General features: G+C 43.0%; 17 protein-coding genes and 1 tRNA gene. 15 read left to right on the top strand and 3 right to left on the bottom strand.

Translation table 11 applies throughout. From position 1 onward, the window contains the following. Nucleotides 1-27: 27 nt before the first annotated feature. The 4 genes from lepA to AAA942_RS06220 all read left to right on the top strand — a co-directional run bounded on the left by lepA (nt 28) and on the right by AAA942_RS06220 (nt 3,603). A complete protein-coding gene (gene lepA / locus AAA942_RS06235; RefSeq protein WP_338219379.1) occupies nt 28-1,815 on the top strand; it encodes a translation elongation factor 4 in 1,788 nt (595 codons plus the stop codon). Between the two features lie 217 nt (nt 1,816-2,032). After that, a complete protein-coding gene (locus tag AAA942_RS06230; protein ID WP_338219378.1) occupies nt 2,033-2,389 on the top strand; it encodes a four helix bundle protein in 357 nt (118 codons plus the stop codon). Nucleotides 2,390-2,558: 169 nt separating this feature from the next. Then, nucleotides 2,559-3,440 carry a bifunctional methylenetetrahydrofolate dehydrogenase/methenyltetrahydrofolate cyclohydrolase FolD gene (gene folD / locus AAA942_RS06225; RefSeq protein ID WP_338219377.1) on the top strand — a complete coding sequence of 294 codons (882 nt, stop codon included), beginning with the start codon at nt 2,559-2,561 and terminating at the stop codon, nt 3,438-3,440. A gap of 79 nt (nt 3,441-3,519) precedes the next feature. Then, a tRNA-Leu gene (locus AAA942_RS06220) sits at nt 3,520-3,603 on the top strand. Between the two features lie 104 nt (nt 3,604-3,707). Here AAA942_RS06220 and AAA942_RS06215 read toward each other — a convergent pair. After that, complete coding sequence (locus AAA942_RS06215; RefSeq protein ID WP_338219376.1) at nt 3,708-5,585, bottom strand: hypothetical protein; 1,878 nt, start codon at nt 5,583-5,585, stop codon at nt 3,708-3,710. A 423-nt stretch (nt 5,586-6,008) separates the two neighbouring features. Between AAA942_RS06215 and AAA942_RS06210 the strand changes: the two genes are divergently transcribed. The 4 genes from AAA942_RS06210 to AAA942_RS06195 all read left to right on the top strand — a co-directional run bounded on the left by AAA942_RS06210 (nt 6,009) and on the right by AAA942_RS06195 (nt 10,791). Beyond that, nucleotides 6,009-6,548 (top strand): DsrE family protein, encoded by a 540-nt coding sequence (locus AAA942_RS06210; protein WP_338219375.1) that lies wholly within the window; start codon nt 6,009-6,011, stop codon nt 6,546-6,548. Between the two features lie 152 nt (nt 6,549-6,700). After that, nucleotides 6,701-8,584, top strand: a complete 1,884-nt coding sequence (locus AAA942_RS06205; protein ID WP_338219374.1) for an amidophosphoribosyltransferase — start codon at nt 6,701-6,703, stop codon at nt 8,582-8,584. Nucleotides 8,585-8,714: 130 nt separating this feature from the next. Beyond that, nucleotides 8,715-9,767 (top strand): M42 family metallopeptidase, encoded by a 1,053-nt coding sequence (locus AAA942_RS06200; RefSeq protein WP_338219373.1) that lies wholly within the window; start codon nt 8,715-8,717, stop codon nt 9,765-9,767. A gap of 229 nt (nt 9,768-9,996) precedes the next feature. After that, nucleotides 9,997-10,791 carry a 3-keto-disaccharide hydrolase gene (locus AAA942_RS06195; RefSeq protein ID WP_338219372.1) on the top strand — a complete coding sequence of 265 codons (795 nt, stop codon included), beginning with the start codon at nt 9,997-9,999 and terminating at the stop codon, nt 10,789-10,791. Nucleotides 10,792-10,794: 3 nt separating this feature from the next. On the opposite strand, the gene AAA942_RS06190 is transcribed toward AAA942_RS06195, so the two are convergent. Both AAA942_RS06190 and AAA942_RS06185 read right to left on the bottom strand, forming a co-directional pair. Beyond that, nucleotides 10,795-11,124 (bottom strand): nucleotidyltransferase domain-containing protein, encoded by a 330-nt coding sequence (locus AAA942_RS06190; RefSeq protein WP_338219371.1) that lies wholly within the window; start codon nt 11,122-11,124, stop codon nt 10,795-10,797. Continuing rightward, a complete protein-coding gene (locus AAA942_RS06185) occupies nt 11,117-11,539 on the bottom strand; it encodes a nucleotidyltransferase substrate binding protein (protein WP_338219370.1) in 423 nt (140 codons plus the stop codon). Before AAA942_RS06185 ends, AAA942_RS06190 begins: the two co-directional genes overlap by 8 nt. Before the next feature lie 151 nt (nt 11,540-11,690). Between AAA942_RS06185 and AAA942_RS06180 the strand changes: the two genes are divergently transcribed. The 7 genes from AAA942_RS06180 to AAA942_RS06150 all read left to right on the top strand — a co-directional run bounded on the left by AAA942_RS06180 (nt 11,691) and on the right by AAA942_RS06150 (nt 19,662). After that, nucleotides 11,691-13,328, top strand: coding sequence for a M28 family metallopeptidase (locus tag AAA942_RS06180; RefSeq protein ID WP_338219369.1), 1,638 nt, complete (start codon nt 11,691-11,693; stop codon nt 13,326-13,328). A 271-nt stretch (nt 13,329-13,599) separates the two neighbouring features. Next, the gene (locus tag AAA942_RS06175; RefSeq protein ID WP_338219368.1) at nt 13,600-14,430 is read left to right on the top strand and encodes a sensor histidine kinase; all 831 of its coding nucleotides are present in this window, start codon (nt 13,600-13,602) and stop codon (nt 14,428-14,430) included. Next, a complete protein-coding gene (locus AAA942_RS06170) occupies nt 14,427-15,173 on the top strand; it encodes a LytR/AlgR family response regulator transcription factor (protein ID WP_338219367.1) in 747 nt (248 codons plus the stop codon). Before AAA942_RS06175 ends, AAA942_RS06170 begins: the two co-directional genes overlap by 4 nt. A 288-nt stretch (nt 15,174-15,461) precedes the next feature. Then, entirely contained in the window at nt 15,462-15,824 is a 363-nt protein-coding gene (locus tag AAA942_RS06165; RefSeq protein ID WP_338219366.1) for a four helix bundle protein, read from the top strand. A 333-nt stretch (nt 15,825-16,157) separates the two neighbouring features. Next, nucleotides 16,158-16,907 (top strand): hypothetical protein, encoded by a 750-nt coding sequence (locus AAA942_RS06160; protein ID WP_338219365.1) that lies wholly within the window; start codon nt 16,158-16,160, stop codon nt 16,905-16,907. Between the two features lie 3 nt (nt 16,908-16,910). Then, nucleotides 16,911-17,567, top strand: coding sequence for a hypothetical protein (locus AAA942_RS06155; RefSeq protein WP_338219364.1), 657 nt, complete (start codon nt 16,911-16,913; stop codon nt 17,565-17,567). Between the two features lie 232 nt (nt 17,568-17,799). Then, on the top strand, nt 17,800-19,662 hold the full coding sequence (locus tag AAA942_RS06150) for a fibrobacter succinogenes major paralogous domain-containing protein (RefSeq protein WP_338219363.1): 1,863 nt from the start codon (nt 17,800-17,802) through the stop codon (nt 19,660-19,662). The last annotated feature ends 3 nt before the right edge of the window (nt 19,663-19,665 follow it).

The following is a 19,665-nucleotide window of genomic DNA, read 5'->3' as shown; positions in this document are numbered from 1 at the left end:
TTCCTACTTTTGCGCCACGAAGAGCTTATGAAAAACATTAGAAATTTCTGTATCATCGCCCATATTGATCATGGGAAGAGTACATTGGCGGATAGATTGTTGCAGTTTACCAATACCATTTCGGAGCGGGAAATGCAGAATCAAGTGTTGGACGATATGGATCTGGAGCGGGAGAGGGGCATTACCATCAAGTCCCACGCCATACAGATGAAGTACACGTACAAGGGGGAGGAATACACCTTCAACTTGATAGATACTCCCGGACACGTGGATTTTTCGTACGAAGTTTCCCGATCCATTGCTGCCTGTGAAGGGGCTTTGCTGATTGTGGATGCTTCTCAGGGAATCGAAGCTCAGACCATTTCCAATTTGTACTTGGCCTTGGGCCATGACTTGGAGATCATTCCTGTTTTGAACAAAATCGACCTTCCCGGAGCTGACCCTGAAGGACGTGCCGATGAAGTAATCGATCTGATCGGTTGCGATCGTGAGGATATCATTTTGGCCTCCGGCAAAGAGGGGATCGGGATTGAAGATATCTTGAATGCAGTTGTCGAGCGGATTCCAGCTCCAAAAGGTGATCCGGAAGCCCCACTTCAAGCGATGATTTTTGACTCTCAGTTCAACTCCTTCCGTGGAGTGGAAGTAATCTTCCGAATCTTCAACGGAACCATCAATAAAGGAGACAAGATCAAATTCGTAAATACCGGCAAAGAATACTACGCCGACGAAATAGGCATTTTGGGGATCAATCAGATTCCTCAGCAAACCATGAGTGCCGGAAATGTAGGATACCTTATTTCCGGAATTAAAGTGGCGAAAGAGGTCAAAGTGGGGGATACGATTACCCATGTGAAAAACCCATGTAAAGATGCGATCAAGGGTTTCGAAAACGTAAAGCCGATGGTTTTTGCGGGGATTTACCCGGTAGATACCACCGAGTTTGAGGAACTGAGAGCTTCCATGGAAAAGCTTCAATTGAATGATGCTTCCCTGGTTTGGGAACCTGAAACCTCTGCCGCTTTGGGCTTTGGTTTCCGTTGCGGATTCTTAGGCATGCTCCACATGGAAATTGTGCAGGAGCGATTGGAGCGGGAGTTTGACATGACGGTGATCACCACGGTGCCATCGGTGCAGTTCCGTGCCATCATGACCAATGGCTCCGTTCAGCTGATCAATGCCCCGAGCGATATGCCTGATCCTACCAAGATGGATCATATCGAGGAGCCTTTTGTAAAGGCCTCGATCATCACGGCTGCCGAATATGTCGGGCCGGTGATACAGCTGTGTATGGAGAAGCGGGGTCAGATCAAAAATCAGGTGTACCTGACCGCTGATCGGGTTGAATTGCAGTTTGACATGCCTTTGGCAGAGATCGTTTTCGATTTCTTCGATAAGCTCAAGACCATTTCCAGAGGATATGCTTCTTTGGATTATGAACTGAAAGGCTTCCAGCAATCCAACATGGTGCGTCTGGATATCATGCTCAACGGCGAGCCTGTGGATGCGCTTTCTGCTGTCGTTCACCGAGACAAAGCCTACGAATGGGGTAAGAGACTCTGCGAAAAGCTCCGGGAATTGGTGCCAAGACAGATGTTTGAGATTGCGATTCAGGCAGCGATAGGGCAGAAAATCATTGCAAGAGAAACCATCAAAGCCCTTCGTAAAAACGTGTTGGCGAAGTGTTACGGTGGTGATATTTCCCGAAAAAGAAAACTCCTCGAAAAGCAGAAGAAAGGTAAAAAACGAATGAGACAAGTCGGCAACGTCGAGGTGCCTCAGGAGGCGTTTATGGCGGTTCTTAAGTTGGATTAAGTGATTTGGGATTGTGTTCTGTTCGATATTAGATAAGTGGTTATTTACGATTTACGAATGACGATTTACGACTCATACAGGAACTTCAATCCTTATTTCCAATCCAATCCCTTTCAATTAATCATGCCAAATGACTGAATTTTAGCGGTTTTTTGGTTGTGAAGTGGATGAACTTTGATGAAATTTAGTTAAGTGGGGAAGCAATAATGTTATAGCCATGGATAAATTTCAAATGCAACGAAAGACCAAGCAACTCGCGATCGATGTATGGAGATTGTGTCAAAGGCTTCCTCAAACAAGAGAATTTAATAGTATCGCAGGCCAATTGATCCGATCATCTACTTCTGTGGCAGCCAATTATCGTGCTGCTTGTCGGGCAAAATCAAGAGCTGATTTTATCAATAAGTTGAAAATTGTGGAGGAAGAAGCAGATGAAAGTCAATTCTTTCTTGAGTTTATATTTGAAGTTCAATCTGAAGTAACTTTAGTTCCAGAATTAAAACGCTTAGAGCAAGAGGCAGATGAAATACTTTCTATAGTGGTTGCAAGCATCAAAACCTCAAGAGGATATTGAGAAGTAAGATTTTCAGCCTTTATTTATTGAAAGATTTCAGATGAATTTAATGATCTCCTTGCAATCTTGAATTTAAGGTTTACTGCTTAAACAAAGAATTGAACTATTAAGGATGTCGTAAATCGTACATCGTAAATCGTAATTATCACTTAACCATCCATAAACAAAAATGATCCTTATAGACGGTAAAAAAACCTCCCAAGATATTAAAAACGAAATCGCCTCCCGCGTCTCAGAAATCAAATCCGAAGGCGGAAAAACTCCTCATTTGGCTGCTGTTCTCGTAGGAAGCGATGGAGCAAGTCAAACCTACGTAGGAGCGAAAGTAAAGGCCTGCGAGGAAGTGGGTTTCAAATCCACTTTGGTTCGCTTAGAAGATACTGTTTCAGAGGAAGAGTTGCTTCAGGTAGTGGAGGACATCAACACCAATCCCGATATCGATGGATTGATTGTGCAGCTTCCTCTTCCCAAACATATCTCTGTAGATAAGGTGACCAATAAAATCAAGCCGGAAAAAGATGTGGATGGATTCACTCCTGCCAATGTGGGCCGAATGACCTTGAACTGGCCAGCATATGTGGCTGCAACTCCTTACGGGATTGTAGAATTGTTGAAGCGATACAATATCGAAACCTCAGGCAAACACTGTGTGGTGATCGGCCGAAGCCACATCGTGGGTAGCCCGATGAGTATTTTGATGGCAAGAAACGGCTATCCAGGAAATGCCACGGTGACCTTAACGCATAGCCGTACCAAGAATCTGGCTGAGATTACCAAGACTGCAGATATTTTGATTGTGGCCATTGGAAAGCCCGAGTTTGTGACCGCAGACATGGTGAAGCCGGGCGCAGTGGTGATTGACGTGGGAATCCACCGAATTGAGGATGCCAGAAAGAAATCCGGCTTCCGCCTGATTGGAGATGTGAAGTTTGACGAAGTCGCTCCTTTAGCCTCAGCAATAACACCGGTGCCAGGAGGAGTGGGGCCAATGACCATTGCGGCTTTGCTTTACAATACCCTTCAATCCGCCGAAAAGAAGGTTTTTGGCTAAATCTGAAAAAAAGTCAAGAAAAGCTCAGCTTGCTGTTGCATGGAATAGGGGAGCTTTCTACTTTTGCAGACCCCAAAACGCGCATGTGGTGAAACTGGTAGACACGCCACTTTGAGGGGGTGGTGCCCGTTCGGGTGTGGAAGTTCGAATCTTCTCATGCGCACTCCAAATGCCTTTACTTGATGTAAAGGCATTTTTTTTATTCAGGAGTTACGCTTTGCAAATAAGCAGAAGTTTCTAGTGAGAAATGGGTGTATTTGGTGGATATCAAATTTGGATAATCTTGGAATTTCCCACCATTTCTATTTGGCCAATTTTCAGATTGGGACAGTTTTTTATTTCGATCACCGTGTCCACCAATCTGCCTCCTTCAAAAACGCCCGAAACGTCCTCAATCAATCCTCTGTTTCCCTTCAAGACATTTCCCTTCATGGTGAAATTGCGTTGCTTATTGATCAGGAAAGTGCCGCCTAAGGTTTTGTTGTCCGAGAAGACCTGACCAAAACCGTATTTGTGGCTGTATTCCGTCTTGATGTGAAATGCTATCTCACATCCGTTAAATTCGTTGTTGATGATCTTATTTCCAATGGAGTGGCAGAAATACCCATTGACACCAAAAGCACCCAATCCCACGAGATTAAGGCCGCTGTTTCCTCCAGTCACTACATTGTCACTGATCAAATTATCGAAACCTCCTCCCCATAGACTCAGTCCATGCCCTGGCTTGCCTTGATTGTTTTCACGCCCTTTTATTCTCGAACCTGAGATTTTACATCGGTAAAAGCCGGAAACCAAGGCTATTTCTGTTCCTGAAGAGAGGTCCAATTCTTTGTTATTCAGGAAAAGCTTAAGAGATTGACCTGAGTTAAAGACTTCAAATTCATCTATTTCGGAGTAAAAGTATTCAAATGGACCACTTTCTACCACAAGAAGGAGTTTGGTGGGGTCCCCCACGAAAGCAGCATCCACTCTTTTTTCTCCAAAACCTCCTCCTGCTTGCTGCTCGATAAACCAAAGACTATCCAACTCGACTAGGTAACCTTGCCCCTGCTTGTGAGCTTTGGTGACATAGGATCTACTGATTACCGGTACAAGACCTAGATTATTGGCATAGGAATCGTATCCCAAAGCTTCTTCGATGACATCAATAATTTGATTATCAATTAGTTCTAGACCTCTTGAAATGGACCTTCTATTGGAAGAAGCTTGTATACCTGTATTAAATCCTTTTCCGGTTGTCACGTTTTTGATAACGCAATGGTCCAAAACCTGACTTATTCTAATGCCATTATCTGCGTAAGCGGCCTCTATTTTAGCACCGTCAACCTCGACTTTTTTGGCTTTTTCAATAAAAATACCAGCTCTCAAATTGGCATCCGATTGGATTTGTAGATCCTTGACCTCAAGGGAAGCATCCAAATGGTCCAAAGTGATTGGATTTCTGCTTTTTTCAAGTGGTGCAAACTGAAAAGACACTTGTTCAAAAATCTGATCCCGGCTGAAGGACGGCACATTGTCAATGAGAATATTGATCAGTTTTATTCCATAAACTTTGCTAACAATATTATTGAAACCGGGCTTAGAGTCATTTTTGATTCCGATTAAAGTTCCTGAGCCGAAAAGCATGGCAAATTGCTGGTACCATAGCGGATTGACCCCATTGGCTTGGTAGAGGATGAAGGTACCTTCCGGGATGAAAAGATTGGTTTTGGAAAGGTCTTTGGTCAAAAAATCGGGTTGGCCAATGTAGCTTATTGCAGGTTCCACGGATTTGACTCCATTTTTGATTTTTATGATTTTGACGGATTGATCATAAGTCACCCAATATCCGTCTCCCGAAGGTTCTGCTTGTCCCGGATAAAAGCAGCCTCTAAAGCTCAGCCCGACTACCTGGGAATCTATAGGGGAAACACCCAAGTCTTGAATATTCGTGAAATCCTTGGGTTTTTGGAATGTACTAGTCACCAAGCTGGCCGCAAGAATAGGCGTTGGGTCAGGGGCTGGTTCTGGTTTTGGCTCAGGTTTTTCTGGTGTTTTAAGTTCCAGTTTTGAAGCAAGAAGTTGAAGCATGCTTTCACTCAGGTCGATTTCTCCGGATGCTTCAAAAAGTCCATCAATCTTTAAATTAAATTTTCGTAAAGTCATGGTGTAATTAAAGTTTAAAATGATATAGTCTTAACAATCAAAGCTTTCATAAGCAATATAATTTAAATTTGACTAGTTTTTTTAAAAGTCTCAAGGCATGTTCTTTTCATGAAAAGTTGATTTTTTTAATATGATTATCCGCAATGGTACCAGTAGATCAAAATGGCCTCGACTTCGCTCGGCCTCCGAGTTCGGAGTTTTTGACGGGAGGGGAGAAAACCAAAGGTCACCGAGCGAAGTCGAGGTGAAACCATATAAAATTCGGTGACTTGAAGGATTGCAGATAATCGGGTTTTTTAAAATAGTGAGGAGTAGGTTAGCTTTGATTAGGTGATGGAAATCGGGAAGAACTCATTTAATTTTTGATTAGCGGATTTTGGAAGCGTTTTATTTTCGCTACTTTTTGCCTCTCAACATTCGATTATGAAAAAAATACTTCTATCTATCCTGTTTGCCTGTTTTTTGGCACTTCCAAATCTTTTCGCCCAGACTCCCCAATTCCCGATTGTGAAAGGGTATGGAGGCATTTACGAAATTCCGGATGCCTCTGAGCGACCTGACCCAAGCTTGGAGTACAAAGTGATCATTGACCTAACCGGTGCTGCTGATGATCCTAAGGAAATTTCCCGATGGGTTGACAATATTGCCCGAATGATGAATCTACATGGCCTTGCAGGTGTGCCCAAAGAGCGATTGAAAGTGAAAGTAGTCGTCCACGGTGGAGCGGTTTTTACCTTGCTGAATGATGAAAATTACTCCAAACGAAATGAAGTCAACAATCCCAACCTCCCCGTGTATGAAGCACTCAAGGAAGCAGGTGCTGATATCATGGTCTGTGGGCAGTCTTTGGTGGCCAGAAATCTAAAGACAGCGGATCTTTGGCCGGGAGTAAGGGTTTCTCATTCTGCCATGACTGCCATCACAACCTATGTGCCACAGGGCTATACCTTGCTCCGATTCTAAAACTTCTGATTTTCAGGCAGATTTATCTGGGCTAAGCTTTCATTTCCCTTCCGAATTTTCTATTTTATGAGAAGGATTTGGAACTTTTATTCCAAATATTCTTTTAAAAAAGCATTAAATTTGAAGCTCCAATATAACTTTCCCCCTTCCAGATGAGTGACGCCATCAAACATGAATGCGGTATCGCTATGATTCGCCTTCGCAAGCCAACCCAATATTACATCGACAAATACGGGACGGCGTCTTTTGCAGCCAACCGACTCTATGTCCTGATGCAAAAGCAGATCAACCGGGGACAAGACGGCGCAGGAGTCGCCAACATTAAAATCAACACCAAACCGGGGACCCGCTACATCAGCCGGTACCGATCCATTGAGCCTTCTGCAGTCAATGATATTTTTGATAAAATCGGAAAAAAGTACAAAAAGGCGAAAAAGATCGGTGGTCACGATGCCCTGAGTGACGGGGAATGGCTCAAGGAAAACATCGCCTTCTCAGGGGAAGTTTGGCTGGGACACCTCCGCTACGGAACCCACGGGGAAAACAGCATCGAAACTTGCCATCCTTTCCTCAAGCAAAACAACTGGAGAAGCCGAAACCTCGTCATGGCAGGCAACTTCAACATGACAAACAACGAGGAGCTTTTTAACCGACTCGTTCAATTGGGTCAGCATCCCAAAGAAAAAACGGATACCGTCACCGTGATGGAAAAAATTGGTCACTTTTTGGATGAGGAGAATCAGCGGATTTTTGACAAGTACAAGCATCAATACACCAACGAGCAGCTCACCCATATCATTGAAGATGAATTGGATGTGGCAAGAATTCTGAGAAGATCCTGTAGGGATTTTGACGGTGGATATGCCATGGCTGGAATGATCGGAAACGGGTCCTCCTTCGTGGTACGAGATCCTTCAGGAATCCGTCCGGCCTTCTACTACGCAGATGACGAGGTGGTGGTGATTGCCTCTGAGAAGCCTGCGATCAAATCCGCTTTCAATATTGATTTCAAAGCCATCAAGGAAATTCAACCCGGACATGCCATTGTGATCAATAAGGATGGTTCATATGCCGAGGAGGAAATTTTGCCGGCAAGAGAAAAGAAATCCTGCTCCTTTGAGCGAATCTATTTCTCCAGAGGAACAGACCCGAATATCTATCAGGAAAGAAAGAATTTGGGTAAGGCCCTGATCCCGCAAATTCTGAAGGCCATTGACTTTGATCTGAAGAATACAGTCTTCTCTTATATTCCAAATACCGCAGAAACCGCCTTTTTGGGGATGATTGAAGGATTGGATGAGTACTTGGTGACCAAAAGAAAAGAAGTCCTGCTCGACGGAAAGCCGCATGTGGGAGACTTGGACGAGTTGCTCAGCTTCCGGCCACGAGTGGAAAAGTTGGTCAGCAAGGATGTCAAGCTCAGGACCTTTATCACCAACGATGAGGATCGGGACAGCATGGTGGCAAGTGTGTATGATACGACCTATGAGGTGATCCGTCCGGGAGTAGATACGCTGGTAGTGATTGATGACAGCATTGTCCGTGGGACTACCCTGGAGAAAAGCATTCTGACCACCTTGGACAAGCTGAATCCCAAGCGGATAGTGATTGTATCTTCCGCTCCTCAAATCCGATACCCGGATTGCTATGGAATTGACATGTCCCGAATGAAGGAATTCATTGCTTTCCGTGCGGCGATAGCCCTGATCAAAGAGCGAAAGATGGAGAATGTGCTGGATGAAGTGTACGAGCAATGTGTGGCCAATCCCAATTCATTGGAAAACTTTGTCAAGGGAGTTTACAGCAACTTTACCGACGAGGAAATCTCAGATAAAGTAGCCGAAATCGTGACTACGCCGGAGATTCGGGCGGAAGTAAAAGTGATTTTCCAAACAGTAGATAACCTGCATAGATGCATTCCCAATCACTTGGGAGACTGGTACTTTACCGGAGATTATCCGACCACAGGCGGTATGCGGGTAGTAAACCGCGCCTTTGCCAACTACATGGAGGGCAAAGCGGTCAGAGCCTATTGATTTGAGATTTAAGATTTGAAATTTGAAAAGCCCTTGGATCCACAGATTCAGGGGCTTTTTTGTTGGATGGGGTTAGGCATTTAGATCAATTGACTTAATTTCAGGATTGAAAAAAATGCCTTAAAACTTTATGGAAATAAACGTCCCCCTTCTTAAGCAAATCTGTGAAATCGCCGGAGCTCCGGGCTTTGAAAAACGAGTTCGTGATTTGGTAATTGAGTTAGTAACACCTCTAGCCGACGAAGTCAAAACCGATAATCTGGGCAATGTCATTGCCATCAAAAAAGGCAAGAGAAACCCGGACGGAAAGCGGGTAATGGTCGCTGCCCACTTGGATGAGATCGGCTTTATCGTCACCCATATTGATGAGCAGGGCTTTTTGAGATTTCACACCTTGGGTGGATTCGATCCCAAGACCTTGACTGCGCAGCGGGTGATTGTCCATGGGAAAAAAGACTTGGTAGGAGTGATGGGCAGTAAGCCTATCCATGTGATGAGTCAGGAGGAGCGCAACAAGCTTCCCAAAACCACCGACTTTTTTATTGACTTGGGAATGCCTAAAGAGGAAGTGGAAAAATACATTTCCATAGGAGACCCGGTGACCCGGGATCGGGAACTGATCGAGATGGGGGACTGTGTCAACTGCAAATCCATCGATAACCGGGTAGCGGTTTTTATTCTAATTGAGGCTTTGAAAAAGCTTGAAAATCCAGCCTACGATGTCTACGCCACGTTTACCGTTCAGGAAGAAGTAGGGATTCGGGGTGCCAATGTAGCTGCTCACAGCATCAATCCTGATTTTGGAATTGCCTTGGATACGACCATTGCCTTTGATGTTCCCGGGGCTCAGGCCCATGAGAAAGTTACCGAATTGGGTAAAGGAACCGCCATTAAAATCATGGATGCTATGACGATCTGCGACTACCGCATGGTGGAGTTTATGAAGCAAATAGCTGACAAGGAAACCATCACTTGGCAACCGGAAATCCTGACGGCAGGAGGCACGGATACTGCCGGAGTGCAGCGGATGGGTAAGCAGGGAGCGATTGCCGGAGCCATTTCCATCCCAACCCGTCATTTGCATCAGGTGATAGAGATGGCGCATAAAAAGGATATTGCCGATTCGATTTCGCTTTTGGTGGCTTGCTTGGAGCAGGTCGATAGCTACGATTGGAAACATTAAGAAAGCTGAAAGATGAAGTCAGAAGGCTGAAAATTGGAACCCAAGACCTTTCTGATTTTTGATCCCTAGAATTTCGATTTACCTTTTCTAGCCCGCATAAATTCCATAAGGCTAACTAATAAATCGTTTCGTTGTCAGCCTGAGCACTTGAGAGACGGGAGTCTCGAAATCGAAGGCCATTTCCAATCTCCGTGGTCTGTGTCCTCACAGACCACTTTACTTACAAGCCATGAAAACCCACATTTTATTTATCGCCATCCTCTTCTTTTTCTCCTGCCAAAAAGCTGAAAAGGAACAAATCACCACTGAATCCACAGACTCAGAATGGCAAACTCTTTTCAACGGAAAGGATCTCACAGGCTGGACTCCAAAAATCCATCATCACGAAGTTGGGGACAATTACGCCAACACCTTCCGTATAGAAGAGGGAGCGATTGCAGTGAATTATGACGGATATGGAGATTTTGAAGATCGATTTGGACACTTGTTCTATAAAAAGCCTTTTTCCCGATTTCACCTGGTTTGGGAGTATCGGTTTACCGAGCAGTTTCTGGAATCGGCGCCTAGCTACACTTTCCGTAATTCAGGGGTGATGTTTCATTCCCAGGCTCCAGAAACGATTTTGAAGGAGCAGGATTGGCCGATCTCCGTCGAATATCAAATGCTGGCAGAGGAAAAGGAAGGAGAATCCCGGCCTACTGGAAATATGTGCAGCCCGGGAACAGATGTGGTTTTCGAAGGAAAAATTGATGAGCGGCATTGCATTATTTCCAGTTCTCCTACTTTCCAATGGGATGAATGGGTGAAGGCCGAATTGATTGTCTACGAAGACTCGATTGTTCATCACTTGGTCAATGGGGATACTGTTTTGACTTACAGTTTTCCTCAGATTGGCGGAGGAGTAGCCAATCGGTTTGATCCGGCGGTCAAAGTGGATGGGACTCCATTGAAGTCAGGCTATATCGGTTTGCAAAGCGAGGGCCAGGGAGTGCTTTTCAGAAATATTCGGATAAGGGAGCTTTGAATTTTAGGTTTCTACCTTCATTGTGTTTTTCTTGAAAAAAGTCTTCCCAACTCTGCCGATGTGTGAAAGTAGGTCTGGACTGGATTGGATAAAATGCAAGGCAGAAAGGTCAATTTGGTAAGGGAGCAGCAAATCATCCAATTCATTTTCAATTTGAAGTAATTCTGAAAAGTCTACCTTTTCTCCTTGAATCACCAAGTCGATATCGGAGTTGGGTCGGAAATTTCCTTTAGCCCTGGAACCATAAACAATCACCTTTTCCACATGGGGATGTTGTTGGAAAATGGCCTGGATTTTTTGAATCACCTTTTCAGAAAGTCCGAATTTATCCATGATCCTGTATTTGGAGTTTGGAGAGTTTGCTCTCCAGATCTTTCAATAAGCCAAAGTAAACCATCTTGATTTGGGCTGAGATTTCCGCCGCAACTTCCTCATTATAGGTATGGGAAGATTGATTTCTGCTTTTGATCATCTCCATCCAGCTTTCACCATCCTCGAAAAGACCTCTTCTGAAGGCCTCTCTAGTTGCATCCCTTGAGCCAGTAATGCTTGAATTGCCCTGATGGACAAAGTAATCCTTCAAGACATTCCAAGCCAATTCATGGGTAAACTCAAAGGCTTGAATCAATCCTTGTTCTTCTAAAGAACTCAATTCCCTCTTTTTGGAAAGGGCTACAGCCTGCTCCAATTGAGTGAGTGCTTTAGAATAGTGACTAAGCCTTTGATGCCATCGGATATCTTCCTCCATAAATGAAATTTAGAGGATTTATTTGTTGCTTTCCAGTTTTAGTTCAAAAAGAAGTTGATTTATTAACCCGTAAAAATGAATAACTTGATATTCATAAGGCCAAAAATAAATTGGCTTCCTAGCCCCATTTGATACCACCTCCTTTGAAAATATGAAAAGAATCCTTCCCATCGCCGTTATTGCTGTTGTTGCTTTAGTCGCCTGCTCCAAAGAAGAAACCCACTATCAATTTCAGGTTTCTGATTTCGAACCCAACCTGATCCAACTCGCTTCGGATGAATTTCAGGGACGAAGACCCTTTACCGAAGGGGAGAAAATTACCACGGCTTTTTTGGAAACCGAATTCAAAAATCTGGGCTTAGAGCCCGGAAACGGAGATTCCTATTACCAAGATGTGCCCATGGTTTCAATTATCAGCAAGTCTGCCGAAACGATGGAGCTCAAAAATTCCAGTTCCACGGTTTCTCTCAAAGGCTTTGAGGACTTTGTGATTTGGACTCAAAAGACGGATTCCCTGGTAGAAATTTCCGATGCTGAGGTGGTATTTGCTGGTTTCGGAATCGTGGCCCCTGAATATGGTTGGAACGACTATGCCGGCCTGGATGTCAAAGGTAAAATCGTGGTTGTACTGGTCAATGATCCGGGTTTCGGTACCGAAGACGCCTCCTTTTTCAAGGGAAATACCATGACCTACTACGGTCGCTGGACTTACAAGTATGAAGAAGCTGCTCGTCAGGGAGCTTTGGGCTGCCTGATCGTACACAATACCATCCCTGCTGGTTATGGTTTCAATGTGGTTCAAGGTAAGCACCATCAGCCGATTTTGTATTTGGATGATCGGGGAAAGGAAAATTACAAACTGGGATTTGAGGGTTGGTTGACTTTGCCTTCCGCCAAGAAACTTTTTGAATTGGCTGGAAAAAATGACTCTGAACTTTTGGCAGAGTCCAGAAAGCCAGGTTTTGAGGGCATGTCTTTGGGAGTCAATCTTTCCGCATCCATTGTGGTGGAGGCCGAATACAATGTTTCCCAAAACGTAGTGGCCAAACTCACCGGAAAGACTAAACCTGAGGAATACATCATTTACTCCGCGCATTGGGATCATTTTGGTATTGGAAAACCCGACGAAACAGGGGACAGCATTTACAATGGAGCCTTGGATAACGCTTCCGGAACTGCAGCCCTTTTAGCCTTGGCCAAGGCCTTTACAACCGACCAAAAACCTGACCGTTCTGTGATATTCCTGGCAGTGACTGCAGAGGAACAGGGACTTTGGGGTTCGGCCTATTATGCCGAAAACCCGATTTATCCCAAAGAAAAAACCGTCGCCAATATCAATATGGACGGGATCAATCCTTATGGCAAAATGAAAGACGTGTCCATCATCGGTTCTGGACAATCCGAAATGGAAGATCTGCTCAATGTGGAACTGGAGAAATTGGGCCGCTACAGTGCGCCCGAACCCAATCCCGTGGCGGGCTACTACTTCCGTTCCGACCACTTCAACTTTGCCAAGATCGGAATACCCGCCTTGTATTTCGGTACAGGAATCGACCATGTGGAAAAAGGAAAGGAATACGGCAAATCCCTTCAGGATGAATACGTGGCGGTGTACTACCACAAGCCTTCCGATGAATACGACACCAGCCGCTGGAATCTGGATGGTGCCGTAGACGATGTCCAAGTCCTCTACAACGTAGGAAAAAGCTTGGCCAACTCCGACCAATGGCCCAACTGGAAAGAAGGCTCGGAGTTTAAGGCGGTGAGAGAGGGGTATATGAAGAGGTGAAATTACCAATGCTCAATTTTCAATGATCAACAAACAATGTTCATTCCGAGCATCGGGACAATGACCAAGGATTAAGGAGTCTAGCCCTTGAAAATTGGTCATTGAGTATAAAATTGATCATTGAAAATGAATTCTTGTCCGGTTCCATTGACACTTCATTGTATTGGAATAGCATAATTTTTATGAAAAAACTCATATAATTTTTTGGTTGGTAATCTAAGGTGATTCAAAATCAATATATTAGGTGTATAGAACCACCAATCGATTTTTCATGCTATTTCTTTTTCGGTTAGCTCTTCAAGATGACCTTTCGAGCGTAAAGAACTTGCCCGATTCAGGAAATCAAGCCGACATAGGTATTGTTTTGTTATTAGGCTTGTTTCCGGTGGTTTTAGCCTTTGCCTTTATCATTTTTGTTATTTATCGATCAAGAAGAGAGGCTGATTCCCGTAAGAGGGAGACCGAATTAAAGTTGAGCCGTGCCGAAGGAGAATTGAAAGCACTTCGAGCTCAAATCAATCCCCATTTTATTTTCAATTGCCTCAATTCCATCCATCATTTCATCCAATCCCAGGAACCCAAACAAGCCAGTGAGTACCTGATCAAATTCTCTAAACTGATTCGCTATGTTTTGGAAAGCTCCTCCAAAAATTGGGTGAGCCTGGAGGAGGAATTGGAAGCGAATCGTTTGTATTTGGAATTGGAGCAGCTTCGTGTCAATCAGGCCTTCAGCTTTGAATTTGAGGTGGAGGATGGGATTTTACCTTCACAAACCTACATCCCTCCAATGTTGATTCAGCCTTTTTTGGAGAATGCCGTTTGGCATGGGCTGAGTCAAGATGGAGAAATCAGGATGGGTTTTAAAAGAAATGGAGGGGAGGCTATTTCTTGCCAAATAATAGATAAAGGAGCAGGTAGGATTGAAAAGCCAGAGTATGACCTAAGCAAATTCGTCAAAAAGAGCAGTCTTGGGATCAATTTGATGACTGAGCGATTTACCACCCTTCGTGAGTTAAGAGGATTGGAGGCGGATTTTGAAATCAAGGATATAGAGGGAGGGGGCAGAAGAGTTTTATTGAAAATTCCATTTGAAGTAGAATGAAGAAGGTATATCGAGTTGTTATCATCGAAGATGAAACAAGGGCCAGGGAAGATTTGAAACCATTGCTTTCCGTTTTCCCCGAACTGGAGATCGTCGGTGAAGCAGCTGATCTGGCTCAGGCTGACCGGCTTTGTAAGGACCATAATCCAAATCTGGTTTTCTGCGATGTGATGTTGCCGGGTGGAACCTCTTTTGATTGGTTGGTCAGTTTGGGAAAGGTTGATTTTGACCTCATTTTTACTACATCCCATCAGGAATTTGCTATTCAGGCTTTTCGCTTGGCTGCGGTGGATTATTTGCTCAAGCCTTTGGATAAAAAGGAAGTGGAAGATGCGGTGAGACGGTTTTTGGATCGGAAAAGCGATCAAACCAAACCCGTGCAGCAGCTTATTCAAAATCTGCAATTGCCTAGGGAACGATCCAAAATGGCCTTGCCAACCATGACTGGCCTTCAGTTTGTCGAGATCCGTGAAATTACCCGCTGTGAGTCGGACAATACCTATACGACCTTTTTCCTGAAAGGAAAGCAGAAGGTGTTGGTTTCCAAGACACTGAAGGAAGTGGAGACTATTTTGGAGCCGTATGGGTTTTACCGTGTGCACAATTCCCACCTGATCAATCTGGAAGAAGTGACCGAATACCTGAAAGGCGAAGGCGGACAGGTGAAGCTGAGTGACGGCAGTGTGGTGGATGTATCGAGGCGGCGGAAAGAGGAGTTTTTGGAGAGGGTGCGGTCGTTTTAAATGAGCAATGGGCAATGAGCAATGGACAATGACCAATTACCAATTACCAATGATCAATTTTCAATTACCGTCCCGAGAATCGGGACAATGGGCAGTGGGCGATTTTCAAATGACTCTGAATAGTGTTCTCCCCCTTCAGGGGGGCGGGGGGTCAAACGGAACAATGACCAATTACCAACGATCAATTTTCAATGAGTAATGGCCAATGAACAATTACCGATGGTCATCCCGAGAATCGGGACAATGGGCAAGGAATAGAAGTCAACAAATTAAAACTGATAAATAGAGTTGGAAAAGCGGTATGATTTAGAGGAACGATTGGTGCGTTTTGCGGGGGAGTGCATTAAATTCTGCAATACGCTGGGTAATTCCTTTGCTGAAAACCACCTCAAAGGTCAATTGATTCGGTCTGCCTGTGGGGCCTGTTTGAATTATGGTGAAGCTCAAGGAGCTGAAAGTAAAAAGGACTTTATACACAAAAATGGGATTATTTTAAAGGAGTTAAAAGAATCCAGATCAACGCTAAAAATTCTCAGGTATTCTGAGCTTGGAGATCCTGAGAAGAGAGACGGGCTGTTGGTTGAGGCAGAGGAGCTTTGTGCGATTTTCGGGAGAATCATTACCAGTGCAAGGAAAAGCCTGGGGCAATGATCAATTACCAATGGACAATTACCAATGATCAATGAACAAGGGGTGACGGGTTTAACCACTTGAAAATTGAGTTTGAAAATTGGTCATTGATCATATTAATCCACTTGAAAATTGAGTTTGAAAATTGGTCATTGAGTTTGAAAATTGACCATTGACTAGTTCAGATTCACCGAAATCTGATTTTGGTTTTCTTGGGAAAGGGGATAGTAGAATTTTGAAGAGCCTTTTAAAAAGGAAAAGGAATCTACAATCCTACCGGACCAAGGAAAACTTATTGGGGTGATTAAGCAATTTTCCGGAGGTATTTTTTCCGGGTTAATTAAAATATGAAAAATGGAAACAGGAAATAGAAAATCAGCAGAGATCAATTATGTGGAAGGTTCCAATTACTTGGACGAACTCAGAAGAAATCAGAAATCAAACAAAATTAAGGATAATGTTACGGGAGTATTCGAGGCTTCTTATTTCAATCTTTGGAGAAAACAAGCGCACTTCTCTGGAGTGATGTTTTGGTTTTGTTATGGAAATTTCCAAGGACGAGGTAAGGATGTACTTTTTTTAGCTGCAGAACCAAAGTATGAGTTTATTTATCCCAAGGCAGACCCCATAATTGCTCGAGGCCTTTCTCCCTTTCAAGAAAAACTATTACTGCCTTTGGATGTAAATGGAAAAAATTTTAACCAACATGATGGTCGTTCCATTTTGAACGATAGGGATGGAAAACCCAATGGACAAACTGCTACTGAAGACAAAGGAGATGTGCTAAGAAAAGTATATAGATTCTTGTCTGAGGAAGAATTTTGGCAACTGAACAAATATGGCCATGGATACTTTGAGGCAAAGGATTATAACGTTGATTTTTTTGAAAATTTACTGGGGCCTGAAAATGAATCACCAACCTATCTCAGATATTACATTGGCTTGGATGAAAATGAAAACCCTTCTCAAATGAGGATTTTCTTGGTCCCAGCAGATGACCACGGAAATAATATTAAGGTGCTCAAAAATCCTAGGCGGGCCAATAAAACTACAGAACCCTACCTCCTTCAAAAATCCTGGCCTCCGCCACCCGACACTTTTTAATACATGCTGAATCAAATTCCTATACAGGAAATATCTACCCTTGCCATTTGGATTCCGTTGGTTTTGTCGGGATTGAGATGGAAAACAGGCGATCGAAAGCTTCGCCTGTTTTTTGTATTTCTATTGTTCGGGGCTGTGGTTGATGGATTGGGCTGGGCTTCTTATGCAAATCAGGAATATTTTTGGCTTAATCGAGCTGCCTCCTATGGTCAGTTTCTATACCTCTGGTTTGAGGCTTTATTTTTTATCTGGCTAGCCTATGAGTTTTATCAAACAAACAGAGGTCAATTTTGGAGAAAAGTGCTATGGATCATAACCAGCTTGGTCTTTTTGTTTGATGCTTTCAATAGATATGGCATTGAAGAGCCTATTCGCCCATTTTCTTCCTTTGTGTATTCAGGCATTTTAGTCTTAAGTTCCTTTTTGATGGCCTTTGCTCTTTTGCGAATAGCGGAGCAAAAGGAAGAGATTATGAAAGAGCCCTGGTTTTGGATTTTGTCCGGGATCTTTTTCTATTCTTTCTCTTGCTTCTTTATCGATATGCTAACCTTTACTGAATATGCCGAAGGGCTCTGGAGAATCCGGGTAGTTTTCAATATGATTCAGTATGTGTTTTTTGTGGTGGGCCTTTTAAAATTTTCAATGAACAATGGACAATGACCAATTACCAATGGGCAATTAACAATGTGCAATGAACAATGGTCAATGATCATTTACCAATGGTCTATATCCAAAGGTTGGAACTCCTTGGAAATTGTCCCGATGTATCGGGATGATCATTGAGTTTGATAATTGACTCCGCCATTTACTAGGTGAAAGTCGCCGGAATCTAGATTATGTTATGTAAAATTTAACTGTGTATTCAATTTTGACATAACGTCTTTCAATCATTATGAAAAAACTTATTAGCCTCGGTATTCTAATTTTTATAATTGCTTCTTCGTGTCAAGAAATTGATGATGAAGGTACTACTATCCAAGAAGGCGAGCCGATTGCCTTGGACTCAACCCAACCCACAGAATTTTCGATTTTCGAGATTGCCACCTTGGATTTGGGTGAGGGGAATTTTGCTGATGGTCAGCAGGAAGGCACTACGCTCGATGGAGTGAAAATCCCTCTGATCATCCAGGACAATACGCTGATTTTTATGGTGCCGAAGCTCAATCAGGGTGAGTATAAGCTGGTTTTTAAAGAAAATAACAAGCCATTTAACATTCCTTTTAAAGTGAAACCACATGATTTGAAAGAATCTCCAGAGACTATGCTGGCGAATTATCAACAGGAATCTCAAGATCAGCTAGACGCGATTAATTCTTTTGTCAATCAGCTTGAAAGTTCTGAGGTTGAAAATTTAAGACAGGATTTACTTAGAATAAAAACGGCATTGGAAGGTGAATTGTCAACTATAAATCAACTGTCTGAAGAAAATAAAATAGATGTAGCGTTTTTCTTTCAATCCAATAGTGATTTATTGGTTTTTGACTCTCAATTATTAGATCAACTGGAACCATTTTTATTGAACGGGAGAATGAGTAATACCGCTGTTATAAATGTGGAAATGCAATCTGAAACTCTGATCGGAGTGTTATTAGAAATTAGAGAAAAAATCCTTGCGGGAATGGAGGAATATAAGCAAGTAAGAAATCTTCCGAAAACAGTAGGAACCTACAATCCTGATAGAGTTTTAAATGGAACAGCTATTCTCAGATTTATCCGTTTTATGACAAGTCTGGAACAAGCGTCCTCTGAAGTTTGGATACCGTACGGGGAAGATCTGGAAATTGAAGGAGGACCATCTTTGCAGTTCAAAAGCGGAGTTCCTCAAGAGCTTCAAATATTGAGGGCCTATCGAACCTTGTATCAAGATGACGCAACGTCATCTATTCAATTTGTACGCGATTTTGTTTTGGGATATAGAGGGTTGATTCAGTATTGGAATGACTTTAAGGCTAACTATTCTACCGCGGGATTGAGTTATGAGCCTCAAGATTTATCTAATGGGACTTCTTTTAAATCAAAAAAAATGAGAGTTTATAGTGATTATTTATCTATCGAATCAACTCAAAACTCCTTTGTATCCAACTCAAGAATAAATAATGATGGGAGATTTTTTGCAAATTTTAATACCTTAACAAAAGAGACTTTTGGATTTAATTTTACCCTTGCTTATACTCATTCCAGCTTTGGAACCATTGAAGAGACTATTGAAGCACAAATGGTATATGATTTTGAAACATTTACTGATCCACGAGATGGGAATGTCTATAAAATTATTAAGATTGGTGATCAAACTTGGTTTGCAGAGAATCTAAAATACAAGACTTCTGAAAGTTTTTGTTATGATAATGACCCTCAAAACTGTGTATTGGGGGGCCGTCTTTATCGGTGGGAATTATCTAAAACAGTTTGCCCGATAGGTTGGCATTTACCTAGTATCGATGAATGGAGAACTTTATCTGAATTCCTGGGAGGTTCAGATTTCGCTGGAGGATACTTGAAAAGTATAAAGAGGTGGGCTGAACCCAATGTAGGAGCCACTAATTCCACAGGGTTTTCAGCTTTTGCCGCTGGTTTCCTTGAACTTGATGGTAGTTTTATTTCCACTCAAGGAAAGCAAGCCTTTTTTTGGTCTTCTACTGAAATGGATCTTAACTCCGCTTTCTTGATCAGGTTTTTTAATAATTCTACAAGAATGGTCACTAATGGAGGCTCCTCGAAAGATGTTGCTGCCTGTATAAGATGTATCAAGGATTAAATC

The sequence above is a fragment of the Algoriphagus sp. oki45 genome, assembly GCF_036245605.1.
Classification (GTDB): domain Bacteria; phylum Bacteroidota; class Bacteroidia; order Cytophagales; family Cyclobacteriaceae; genus Algoriphagus.
Note: the sequence above shows the minus strand (reverse complement) of the source record. Positions and strands in the feature narration are given on the sequence as shown.